The sequence below is a fragment of the Curtobacterium sp. MMLR14_010 genome, from assembly GCF_001865015.1.
In the GTDB taxonomy this organism is placed as follows: Bacteria; Actinomycetota; Actinomycetes; order Actinomycetales; family Microbacteriaceae; genus Curtobacterium.
This window is the reverse complement of the sequence record NZ_MJGV01000030.1, coordinates 1-10,330: the sequence shown is the minus strand read 5'-3', so window position 1 is coordinate 10,330 and position 10,330 is coordinate 1. Positions and strand designations below refer to the sequence as shown.

At 72.9% G+C, this 10,330-nt stretch carries 12 protein-coding genes; 4 read left to right on the top strand and 8 right to left on the bottom strand.

The window, feature by feature from the left end; translation table 11 throughout:
* Nucleotides 1-222: 222 nt before the first annotated feature.
* Entirely contained in the window at nt 223-1,119 is an 897-nt protein-coding gene (locus tag BIU98_RS07390) for an alpha-E domain-containing protein (RefSeq protein WP_071274095.1), read from the bottom strand.
* 133 nt (nt 1,120-1,252) lie between these two features.
* On the opposite strand from BIU98_RS07390, the gene BIU98_RS07385 reads away from it, so the two are divergent.
* Both BIU98_RS07385 and BIU98_RS07380 read left to right on the top strand, forming a co-directional pair.
* A complete protein-coding gene (locus BIU98_RS07385; protein ID WP_071274092.1) occupies nt 1,253-1,801 on the top strand; it encodes a MarR family winged helix-turn-helix transcriptional regulator in 549 nt (182 codons plus the stop codon).
* A 9-nt stretch (nt 1,802-1,810) separates the two neighbouring features.
* Nucleotides 1,811-2,014, top strand: a complete 204-nt coding sequence (locus BIU98_RS07380; RefSeq protein WP_071274089.1) for a hypothetical protein — start codon at nt 1,811-1,813, stop codon at nt 2,012-2,014.
* 30 nt (nt 2,015-2,044) lie between these two features.
* On the opposite strand, the gene BIU98_RS07375 is transcribed toward BIU98_RS07380, so the two are convergent.
* The 6 genes from BIU98_RS07375 to BIU98_RS07350 all read right to left on the bottom strand — a co-directional run bounded on the left by BIU98_RS07375 (nt 2,045) and on the right by BIU98_RS07350 (nt 8,227).
* A complete protein-coding gene (locus BIU98_RS07375; protein ID WP_083393067.1) occupies nt 2,045-2,887 on the bottom strand; it encodes an NAD(P)-dependent oxidoreductase in 843 nt (280 codons plus the stop codon).
* 80 nt (nt 2,888-2,967) lie between these two features.
* Nucleotides 2,968-3,813 carry a M23 family metallopeptidase gene (locus tag BIU98_RS19695; RefSeq protein WP_217635676.1) on the bottom strand — a complete coding sequence of 282 codons (846 nt, stop codon included), beginning with the start codon at nt 3,811-3,813 and terminating at the stop codon, nt 2,968-2,970.
* 16 nt (nt 3,814-3,829) lie between these two features.
* The gene (locus BIU98_RS07365) at nt 3,830-4,177 is read right to left on the bottom strand and encodes a hypothetical protein (protein WP_071274083.1); all 348 of its coding nucleotides are present in this window, start codon (nt 4,175-4,177) and stop codon (nt 3,830-3,832) included.
* Between the two features lie 132 nt (nt 4,178-4,309).
* On the bottom strand, nt 4,310-5,038 hold the full coding sequence (locus tag BIU98_RS07360) for a 1-acyl-sn-glycerol-3-phosphate acyltransferase (RefSeq protein WP_071274148.1): 729 nt from the start codon (nt 5,036-5,038) through the stop codon (nt 4,310-4,312).
* Between the two features lie 96 nt (nt 5,039-5,134).
* The gene (gene recQ / locus BIU98_RS07355; protein ID WP_071274080.1) at nt 5,135-6,988 is read right to left on the bottom strand and encodes a DNA helicase RecQ; all 1,854 of its coding nucleotides are present in this window, start codon (nt 6,986-6,988) and stop codon (nt 5,135-5,137) included.
* A gap of 90 nt (nt 6,989-7,078) precedes the next feature.
* The gene (locus tag BIU98_RS07350) at nt 7,079-8,227 is read right to left on the bottom strand and encodes a CPBP family intramembrane glutamic endopeptidase (protein ID WP_071274077.1); all 1,149 of its coding nucleotides are present in this window, start codon (nt 8,225-8,227) and stop codon (nt 7,079-7,081) included.
* Nucleotides 8,228-8,262: 35 nt separating this feature from the next.
* Here BIU98_RS07350 and BIU98_RS07345 point away from each other — a divergent pair, with 35 nt between their 5' ends.
* The gene (locus BIU98_RS07345; RefSeq protein WP_083393066.1) at nt 8,263-9,177 is read left to right on the top strand and encodes an EamA family transporter; all 915 of its coding nucleotides are present in this window, start codon (nt 8,263-8,265) and stop codon (nt 9,175-9,177) included.
* 33 nt (nt 9,178-9,210) lie between these two features.
* Here BIU98_RS07345 and BIU98_RS07340 read toward each other — a convergent pair whose 3' ends face one another.
* Nucleotides 9,211-9,681, bottom strand: a complete 471-nt coding sequence (locus BIU98_RS07340) for a GNAT family acetyltransferase (protein ID WP_071274071.1) — start codon at nt 9,679-9,681, stop codon at nt 9,211-9,213.
* A gap of 109 nt (nt 9,682-9,790) precedes the next feature.
* Here BIU98_RS07340 and BIU98_RS07335 point away from each other — a divergent pair.
* On the top strand, nt 9,791-10,330 hold a 540-nt coding region (locus BIU98_RS07335), incomplete at its 3' end, for a sortase (protein ID WP_254787817.1).

The window sequence follows — 10,330 nt, the reverse complement described above, 5'->3', positions numbered from 1 at the left end:
CTCCCGTCCGGTGGGTGCCGGTACCGCGCTCCGGACGCACGGTCGTCGCCCGCCCCGACGGAAGCGACACCGTCGGTGCATCCGCGCGCCGCGGACGGACCGACGGTGTCGCTCCATGTGTCCGCATCCTGACGCGCCCGCGAGAAGCGACATCGTCGGTCCGATTGCGCGTCGCGTTCCTCCCCGCCGTGTCGCCCGATGCGCCCGCGCGCAGGACGGCCGTCAGCGGGCGGGTTCGGCGACGGCGAAGACGCGGTCCTCGAGCGCGGCGGCGACCCGTTCGGCGACCGCGGCGAGACGTGCCCCGGCGGCCCTGGCCGCCTCGACGGCCTCGGCCGGCGGGATCTGCTGGAGCGCACGCCGCGCGTCGCGGAGGTCGGCGAGCTCGTCGGACACGACGTTCGACGCGACGTCCGCCAGGCACTCCTCGGCGCGCTGAATCAGGAACAGCACCGAGCGCGGACTCCGCGCGTCGAGGAGCAGGAAGGCTGCGGCCTCAGCGGCGGGCGCGCCGGGGCGGGACCCGCGGTGGAAGGCCTCACCGGCACCGCACGCCCGGAGCGCCGTGCCCCACGACGTGGCGGACGTGGGTTCGAGCAGGTCGGACGCCAGGAGCCGGGCGGTGGCGGCGCAGCGGGCCAGGGACCGGCCGAGCGTGAAGAACTCCCAGACCTCGTCGCGGCTGGCGTCGCCCTCGACCACGCCGATCGCGAGGGCGCTCCGCTCGCGCACCCACCCGAGGAACTCGTGCTCCCGGCCGCCGGCGATCTTCCGGGGCATCCGCGAGCGCGTGACGTTGAGGCAGTCCCAGAGCTCGGTCGACACGACGTCGCGGGCTCGGCGGGCGTCGTCCCGCGCCACGGCCACGGCGTTCGCGATGGAGGCTGGCTCGTGCCGGTCGAGTGCGAGCGCCTCGAGCGTCGTCGAGCGGTCGAGGACGGTCGCGGGACGGATCGCCGCACCGGCGACGACGCGGAGCTCCCGCGCGACCGCGGGCTCGCCGGCTCCCGTGGCCGGATCGGACCGTGTCAGGTAGACGTCGAGCAGCCGGGCGATCACGTCCGCCCGCTCGACCGCGGCTCCGACGCGGAACACACTCCCGGCGAGTCGGCTCAGCACCGCAGCTCCTGCATCCCGTGAACCTACTGACCCCGCATTGCGTCGGTGTTTCGAGGCCGCGTCACGGGTGTTGCGAGCGCGCGGAGTGGCCTGGTCGCTAGACAACCTAACTAGAGGGCCTAGGATCTCGACCATGAGTTCCGAGGTGACGACGAACACCACGGGGTACTGGTACGGCAACGGGTCCCGGGTCGACGCAGTGGACGTGCTCAACGCCCTCCGGCGCTACCGCACTGCCGAGAGCGCAGCGCAGCGCAGGGCACGAGAGGCCCTGGGCATCGGCGAGAACGCGCTCCTGGCGCTCCGCGTGCTGGTCGACGCCGAGTCCGAGGGCCACGCGGTGAACGCCAAGGAGCTCGCCGAACGCCTGCAGATCACCCCGGCCTCGACGTCCGCGCTCGTCGACCGCCTCGTCCAGAGCGGCCACGTCGAGCGCCGGCCGGACCCGAACGACCGACGCGGGGTCATCCTCAGCGCCTCCGGCTCGTCGATGCGCCGTGCCATCACCGTCATCGACGAACTGGACACCCGCGCCTTCGCCGTCGCCGAGCACCTGCCGTCAGTGGACATGGCCGTCGTGGTGGAGTTCCTCGAGGAGATGACCTCCGTCGTCGACGAGATCGACGCCGACAAGACGGCCAGGCGCGCCGACGGCCCCCGCTCGGTGCCGCCCCGCGCGTAGCCTGCAGTCATGACGGAACCCCGGCCGCACGAGCCCGAGGACGACATGCCCTTCGCCGAACTCGACGCCCGAGCCCGGGCCGACGCCGCGCTCCGACGCATCCGGGACGGCTCCGACCCGGCGCGGGAGGCCTTCGACCTCGCCAACACCATGAACGACGAAGCCGTCGGACGCCTCGGGACGAGACTCCGACGGCTGTTCCGCCGCGACTAGCGAGTCAGGCCGACCGGGAGGCCGGGCCGACTAGAACGCCGTGCTGACCGCCGCGATGTCGTCGCTGCCGTGTCCCGCGGCGCTCGCCTCCGCGTAGACCCGGCCGAGCGCGTCGAGCAGCGTCGTCGACACCCCGTTCGCGCGGGCGGCGTCGGTGATCAGGCCGATGTCCTTCCGGAGGCCGTCGAGGGCGAACTGCGCGGGGAACTCCCCGGCCATCATCGCCGCGCCCTTCGTGTGGGCGTAGGCGGAGTCGCTCGCCGAGCCCTCGATCGCCTGGAGGAACAGCGCCGGGTCGATGCCGAGCCCCCGCGCGACGGCGAGGGACTGCGCGGTCGCCGCCGTGATCGAGGCGATCCAGGCGTTGGCGGCGAGCTTCAGCGCGGTGCCCTCCCCGACCCGCTCACCGGCACGGACGGTCTTGGCGCCGATCGCGTCGAGCACCGGGTCGATGCGGTCCAGCGTCGCCGAGGGTCCCGCGGCGAGCATCGTGAGCTTGCCTTGTTCTGCCGGGGTCTTCGTACCGAGCATCATGGCCTCGACCAGGGTGATGCCGTACTTCGCCGCGATCTGCACCACGGTGTCGCTGCCCTCGACGCCGACGGTCGAGGCCTGCACCCAGACGGCGTCGGTCGGTGCCTCACCGGCGGCCTGCTCGAGGACGTCGACCACCGCGTCGGCGTCGAAGAGCGTCAGCAGGACGACCTCGGCCTCGGCGACGGCACTGCCCGGGTCGTCCGCGACGGAGGCTCCGAGTCCGGCGAGGGGCTCGGCCCGCTCGCGGCTCCGGTTCCACACCGTCACGTCGTGTCCCTCGCGGAGGAGCGACTGCGCCACTCCGGCTCCCATGGCCCCTGTTCCCAGCACCGTCACGCGCACCGTGTGTCTCCGTCCTGCCGGTCGGCTCGGTGCCGACGGCTCGTCGAACGGTACGCGGCGACGACGCCCGGTTCTCAGAGGAGCCCGCGCGCTCGGAGCCAGACCGCCGGGTCGACCGGGTGACCCGACACGATGACCTCGAAGTGCAGGTGGGGGCCGGTCGAGACGCCCGTGGAGCCGACCGCCCCGATGCGCTCCCCTGCGGTCACGACCTGCCCCACGCGGACGTCGATCCGGGACAGGTGGCCGTACCGCGTCTGGAGGCCGTCGGCGTGCTGCACGAGGACCTGGTTGCCGTACCCGCCGAGCACGCCGGCCGACACGACCACGCCGGGCATCGCCGCGACGGCCGGGGTGCCGGTGGGGGCCGCGAAGTCGAGCCCCGCGTGGTTGGTCGAGCACGCCGTGCACCCCACGACCCACCGTGCGCCGAAGCCACCGGCCGCGGGGACGGACCCGTCGACCGGCCGGACGACCGAGGTGCCGTCGGGCAGCCGTGGGACGAGGCCGTCGCGCGGCGTCCGACCCGGGACACGCTCGACGGAGAAGCCGTCGCGGTCGACGTCGACGTGCACGGACCCCGACGCGTGGTACTCCTGCGCGTCCATCGCGGCGATCGGCGCGGTGGTGTCCGGGACGGCGTCCACCGGCGTCGCGAGCGCCGACTGCGGCGAGGCGACGGTCACGAACAGGCAGGCGGCGACCGCGGTGGCCGTCAGCGGGACGGCTCGTCGGTGCGGGCGGGTGGACTCCGGCGCGGCGGGAGGGGACACCACCGCGCCGGAGGACTGGGACGGACCCGTGGCGGGACCGGAGCTGCGGAGTGCTCGCGACGCACGCGCGGTCCGTGCAGCCGCGGTGTTGGCCGCGCGGCGTTCGGCCCCGCGCGGGCGCCTCGGCAGCGCGTCGTTCGTCGTCATCAGGCAGCGGAGCGGGTCAGACGCGGACGGCACCGTCGGCGTGGATGCGGTCGAGCTCCACGGCGACGGCGTCCACGACGGCACGGGTGACGGCGTCGGCGACGGCTTCGACCAGCACGAACTGCTCCGGCCGGACGCTGACCACCTGCGGGAGCGCGGACGCGACACGGACGGGGATGTCGTCGATCGCGGCGACGAGGGCAGCGGGGACGAGGGCGGACCGTGTGGCGGAGACGGGAGCCGACAGCGGCGAGGTGGGCGCCGGCGCGGGCGGTGCGACGGGGGTCGCGGTGCGATGCGGCACGGCGAGGGTGGCACAGTCATGACGCCGGGAGACGGCGTCGAAGAGCGGGGTGGAGGACATGCTGCTGACCTTCCGATCACGAGAGGAGATCCCTGTTCCGTGTTCGGGCGGCGGGACCGTGCCCGGCGTGGGCACGCTCCCCATTCAAGAACTGATATTTCGTATCTGCAATAGCAGCAGTGCTGGTCGTGCTCAGTCGGGCTCGACGGCCTCGCTCGGGTCGTCCCGGTGCAGCGCACGACGGACCCGCTCGACGATGGTCGCCGGCGGGGTGTTGTACGCGTTCGCGGGCTCCTGGCCGCTCATCGCCTGGATCGCCGCCATCACCGCGTCGGTCGCGTGACGGCGGGCGCGTCCGGACGAGGCCTCGCCGAAGGACGACAGGTCGAGCGGCGCTCCGAACTCGATGGTCACCCGGGCGAGCTTCGGCACGCGGGAGCCGACGGGCTGCACGTCCTCGGTCCCCGTGAGGGCGACGGGCACGACGGGCGCCCCGCTCGTCAGGGCCAGCCAGGCGACGCCCGTGCGCCCTCGGTAGATCCGGCCGTCGAGCGAGCGGGTGCCCTCCGGGTAGATCGCGAAGGCCTCGCCCTCCTGCAGGCGGGCGAGCCCGAGGTCGAGGGCCTGCTGCGCCGCGGCACCCGCACCACGCTCGACGCCGATCGCACCGATCGCCCCGAAGAACGCACGGGAGACCCCACCGCGGAAGCCCGTCCCGGTGAAGTACTCCTGCTTCGCCAGGAACGACACCTTCCGCGGGGCCATGATCGTGATCGCCGGGGAGTCGATGAAGGACCGGTGGTTGCTCGCCAGGATGACGGCACCGCGCTTCGGGACGTTCTTCCGCCCGATGATCCGCGGCCGCCAGAGCACCCGCGCGAGGGGAGCCACCACCCCACGTCCGAGCACGGTGGCGAGCATCGACGAACCGGTCACCTGCAGCCTCCTCGGGGCGAGAGGTACCGAGTGTAGCCACGGGGCGATGGGTCACATGCCGCGAACGGCATGCGCCCGTGGTCAGTCGGCTGCAGCCACCACGTCGAGCACCGCACGGCCGTAGGACTCGAGCTTGGCGGCACCGACGCCGGAGATCTCGGCGAGCTGGTCGACGTCGGACGGGCGGACCGCCGCGATGCCCCGCAGGGTGGCGTCGTTGAAGACCACGTACGCGGGGACGCCCTGCTCGCGGGCCTGCGCCGCACGCCACGCCCGCAGTGCCTCGAACAGGCCGACGGCTTCCTGCGGCATGTCGGAGACGACCGTGCGGCGGCCACGGCTGGCGCGGGGCGCCTTGACCGGGTCGCGGCGCATGAGCACCTGCACGCGGCCGGCGAGGACCTCGGCGCTGCTCTGGCTCAGCACGAGCGTGCCGAAGCCGTCGCCCGACACCGCGGCGTACCCCTGCGCGAGGACCTGTCGGGCCACGGTGCGCCACTCGCCCTCGGACAGGTCGGCACCGATCCCGAAGGTGGCGAGGGACTCGTGCTTGAGCTCCTGGACGCGCGGCGACTGCTTGCCGATGAGGATGTCGACCAGGTGCGCGACGCCGTACCGCTGGCCGCGTTCGCGGTCGAGCCGCACGATGGTCGACAGGAGCTTCTGCGCCGGCACGGTGCCGTCCCACGACTCGGGCGGGGCGATGCACGTGTCGCAGTTGCCGCACGCCGTCGACTCCTGCCCGAAGTAGGCGAGCAACCGCACGCGCCGACACTCGATCGTCTCGCAGAGCGCGAGCATGGCGTCGAGGTGCGCGCTGAGCTGGCGACGGTGCGCGGCGTCGCCCTCGGACTGGTCGATCATCCGGCGCTGCTGCACGACGTCGTTCAGCCCGTACGCCAGCCAGGCCGTGGAGGGCTGGCCGTCACGCCCGGCACGGCCGGTCTCCTGGTAGTAGCCCTCGAGCGACTTGGGCAGGTCGAGGTGGGCGACGAAGCGGACGTCGGGCTTGTCGATGCCCATGCCGAACGCGATCGTGGCGACCATCACGATGCCGTCCTCGCGCAGGAAGCGGGACTGGTTGCGCTCACGGACCCGGACGTCGAGCCCCGCGTGGTACGGCAGCGCGGGGATGCCCTGGTCGACGAGCGCCGCGGCCGTGCGCTCGACCGAGTTGCGCGACAGGCAGTACACGATGCCGGCGTCGCCCTTGTGCTCGGTGCGGATGAACGTCAGCAGCTGCTGGAGCGCGCCTGTCTTGGGTTCGATCCGGTACTGGATGTTCGGTCGGTCGAAGTCGGCGACGAAGTGCTCGGCGTCGTCCAGCCCGAGCCGGCCGGAGATCTCGCGGTGCGTCTGCGGAGTCGCCGTGGCGGTGAGGGCGATCCGCGGCACCGTCGGCCAGCGCTCGTGCAGGACGCTCAGCTCGAGGTAGTCCGGGCGGAAGTCGTGGCCCCACTGCGCGACACAGTGTGCCTCGTCGATGGCGAACAGGGCGATGCGGGCACGGTCGAGGAGCGCCCGGGTGGACTCGAGCTTCAGCCGTTCGGGTGCGAGGTAGAGCATGTCGACCTCGCCCGTGACGACGGCACGCTCGACGCGGGCACGCTCGTCGGGGCCCTGCGTGGAGTTGAGGAACGCAGCCTTGACGCCGTTGGCCGCGAGGGCGTCGACCTGGTCCTGCATGAGGGCGATGAGCGGTGAGACGACCACCCCGACGCCGTCACGGACGAGGGCCGGCACCTGGTAGCAGAGCGACTTGCCGCCACCCGTCGGCATGAGCACGAGGGCGTCCTGCCCGGACACCACGCGGTCGATGATCGCCGCCTGCTCGCCGCGGAAGTCGTCGTACCCCCACACGCGGTGCAGGACGTCGAGCGCCGCGGTGCGCGACGGGGACGCGTCGGGCACGACGGCGGCCGTGGTGGTGCTCATGCACCCAGCCTACGGGCGACCGACGACACCGATCCCGCTGTCCACAGGGGGCGTGCGGTCGGCTGCCGGTGCCGGCGGCCGACCGCGCGGTCAGCTCCCGCTCCCGGCAGCCGACCCCACGGACGCGACCGCGGCGGTGGACCCGGCCACCCCCTCGGAGCGAGCCGGTGCACCCGACCAGCCCAGGCCTCCTGGCCGGACCCAGCGCGCGCCACCCGCCCAGGTCGGCACCACACCGCGGAACCGCGGCGTCTCGGCACCCGGGAAGCGGCGGTCGAGCCCACGCCAGCGGGCGAGGAACTCGACCATGCCCCAGTAGAGCAGCGACGTGCCGAGGGTGACGAGCCATCCGACGACGGTCCCGTTCGAGGAGTCCAGGTCGACCTTCGACCACCCGGGCGCCTGCAGCACGAAGATCATGATGTTGTTGAAGGCGTGCTGCAGGACGGTGGCCTCGAGCCCGCCGGTCCGGAGCACGATGACCGCCGCGACCAGCCCGAACGAGCCGACGTCGAGGATGCCCCAGACGTTGTAGCCGTTCGGGATGTGCAGCAGTGCGAACACGACGGTGGAGACGAGGACGGCCACGACCGCGCCGACCTTCCGCCACGGGATCCAGGCGCCGAGGGTCTGCATGAGGAACCCGCGGAAGACGTACTCCTCGGCTGCGCCCTGGAACGGCACGAGCAGGACGACCATGGCGACCGTCAGGGTGAGGGTCTGGACGGAGACGGTCGACTGCCCGATGGCGTCGTGGTTCCACGCGAAGCCACCGTCGAGGGTGAACATGCTGCCCCGACCGAAGACCGCCCCGGTCGCGAGGTCCACGATCCCGGTCTGGATGACGAACATGATCACCGCGATGACGAGCGACGGCAGCAGGCACCACGCCGCCCAGCGCCAGCGCACCCGGAAGCGCACCGACGACAGGGTGTTCGCCGGGCCGAGGCGCGCGATCCGCACCGCGAGCATGATCCCCGGGAGGAGCACGACGAGCGACACCAGGGACAGCGACAGCACGATCGGGTCCGTCGGGTCGAGTGCGCCCTGCTGCAGGCTCTGCTCGAGGTCGATCAGCCCCTGCGGGCCCTGCGATGCCCCGATCGGCACGAAGTACGCGACCGTGATGAGGATCTGCGACACCAGGTACCACCCGGCGAGGAACGCGAGGGCGACGAGCGGACGCCACCAGCGCCAGCGGCCGTCGACGCGGAAGAGACGGTGGTAGGGAACGCTCACCTCCGCAGGCTACCGGGCACGGCAGGATGGGACCCGTGATCACCGTCGTGCTGGGCCTGTGTGGGGCCCTCGTGTACGGGTTCGCGGACTTCCTCGGTGGGCTGGCGTCCCGTCGGCTCCGGCCAGTCACCGTCGCTGCGATCGCCGCCGTCGTGGGCATCGCGCCGCTCCTGGTCGCGCTGGCCGTGGTCGGCGGCCGGTTCTCCTGGCAGGCCAGCTTGTGGGGCGCGGTCGCCGGCGTCTCCGGTGCGGTCGGCGTGCTCCTGCTCTACGCAGCGCTGGCGATGGGGCCGATGAGCGTCCTGTCGCCGCTGACCGCGGTGTTCGCCGCCGTGGTGCCGGTCGTCGTCGCGCTCGTGGGTGGGACGGTGCTGTCGCCGGTGGCGATCGGGGCGCTCGTCGTCGCGGTCGTGGCCGTCGTGCTCGTGGCGTCGGTGCGGGACCCCGGCGGCGCGCGGCTCACGACCCGCGGTGTGGTCACGGCAGCGGTGGCCGGGTGCGGGTTCGGCGGGATCGTGCTGGCCTTCAACGAGACGCCGGCGGACTCCGGCATGGCCCCACTCCTGGTCGCACGGCTGCTGCAGGCGGTGCTGCTGGGGGTCGCGGCCGTCGCCACGACCCTCCGGACGGGAGGCTCCCCCGGCGTCGCCGCCACCGCCGACGTCCCGGACGTGGCCGGCCCCACGGCCGTCGGCGGCACGGTCCGTCGGCTCGCGCTGGTGGTCGTGGCGTGCGGGGTGTTCGACGCCCTGGCGAACGTGTTCATCCAGACCGGGCTGCACTCGAGCACGGACCCGTCGACGCTGCCGGTGATCAGCGTGCTCAACGCGCTCTACCCGATCGGCACCGTGCTGCTCGCGGGGATCGTGCTGCGCGAGCGGCTGGCCGTGCTGCAGGCCGTCGGCATCGGCCTGGCGCTGACGGCCTCGGTCACGCTCGCGCTCGCCTGAGCTCGCGCTCGCCCGAGCTCGTGCTCGCCTGGGTCAGACGTCCGGGATGAGGCGCTTGCCCATCGACACCGTGTGGTCGTCGGCGTACCCGAGCGACTCGTAGAAGCCGATGACCTGTTCGTTGCCCGCCCGCACCTGCAGGTTGAGCTTCGGGCAGCCGAGGTCGGTGAGCAGCCGTTCGAACTCCGCCATGAACGCCCGACCGAGCCCGGAACCCTGCAGGTCCGGGCGGACGGCCAGGTAGTTCACCCAGCCTCGGTGTCCGTCGAAGCCGGCCATCCCCGCGGCCACGACGGCGGGGCCGACCGGGTCGGTGCCGTGTGGATCGGCGTCGGGTCCGCTCGGGGACTCGGTCGCCACCAGGAAGAGCTCGGGCTGCACGGTCAGCTTGCGGGCGATGTCCCGCCGCGGGTCGTTCCAGGGTCGGACCAGGCCGCAGGACTCCCACACGGCGACGACGGCCTCGGTGTCGGCAGGGGTGAACTGCCGGATGACGTGCTCCATCGCTCCACGGTAGCGACTCTGTGGAGAACGTCCTCGACAGGGCGTCACCGTGGTCTGATAGACCTGTCCCGTCGTCACCGCGACGCAGGACCACCGGACCAGGAGCCACGTGACCACACACGACACCCTCCCCGCGCACGGGGGCGCGCAGGACGAGCAGGGTGGCCGCTCCCGTGCACGCCGTCGTCGGCCCCGTCAGACGGTCGGCGGCGCGCTGCTGTCACTCGTCGCGGAGCTGCTCATCATCGCCGGTGCCGCCACGGGCCTCTACGTGCTCTGGACCGCCTGGTGGACCGACGTGGTCGCCGTGCACGAGCAGACCGCGCTCGTGCAACACCTCCAGCAGGTGAAGACCCCGTCGCAGGTCGGCACCGAACGACACGGGGCCGCACCCGTCCTGGCGGAACCGCCGGGGTTGTCCTCCGTGTTCGGCACGATGCAGATCCCCCGCTTCGGCGCGGACTACAACCGGCCCATCGGTGAAGGCACCGACCGCGAGCAGGTCCTCAACACGATCGGCCTCGGCCACTACCAGGGCACCGCGATGCCCGGCGCCGAGGGCAACTTCGCCGTCGCCGGCCACCGCGTCACCTACGGCAAGCCACTGAACCAGATCGCGGACCTCAAGCCCGGCGACCCCATCGTGGTG

What these genes read in the sequence shown, in the direction of transcription:
- BIU98_RS07385 (WP_071274092.1), top strand. Translation starts at nt 1,253, where the DNA reads ATGAGTTCCGAGGTGACGACGAACACCACGGGGTACTGGTACGGCAAC.
- BIU98_RS07380 (WP_071274089.1), top strand. Translation starts at nt 1,811, where the DNA reads ATGACGGAACCCCGGCCGCACGAGCCCGAGGACGACATGCCCTTCGCC.
- BIU98_RS19695 (WP_217635676.1), bottom strand. Translation starts at nt 3,813, where the DNA reads ATGACGACGAACGACGCGCTGCCGAGGCGCCCGCGCGGGGCCGAACGC.
- BIU98_RS07365 (WP_071274083.1), bottom strand. Translation starts at nt 4,177, where the DNA reads ATGTCCTCCACCCCGCTCTTCGACGCCGTCTCCCGGCGTCATGACTGT.
- BIU98_RS07360 (WP_071274148.1), bottom strand. Translation starts at nt 5,038, where the DNA reads ATGCTCGCCACCGTGCTCGGACGTGGGGTGGTGGCTCCCCTCGCGCGG.
- recQ (WP_071274080.1), bottom strand. Translation starts at nt 6,988, where the DNA reads ATGAGCACCACCACGGCCGCCGTCGTGCCCGACGCGTCCCCGTCGCGC.
- BIU98_RS07340 (WP_071274071.1), bottom strand. Translation starts at nt 9,681, where the DNA reads ATGGAGCACGTCATCCGGCAGTTCACCCCTGCCGACACCGAGGCCGTC.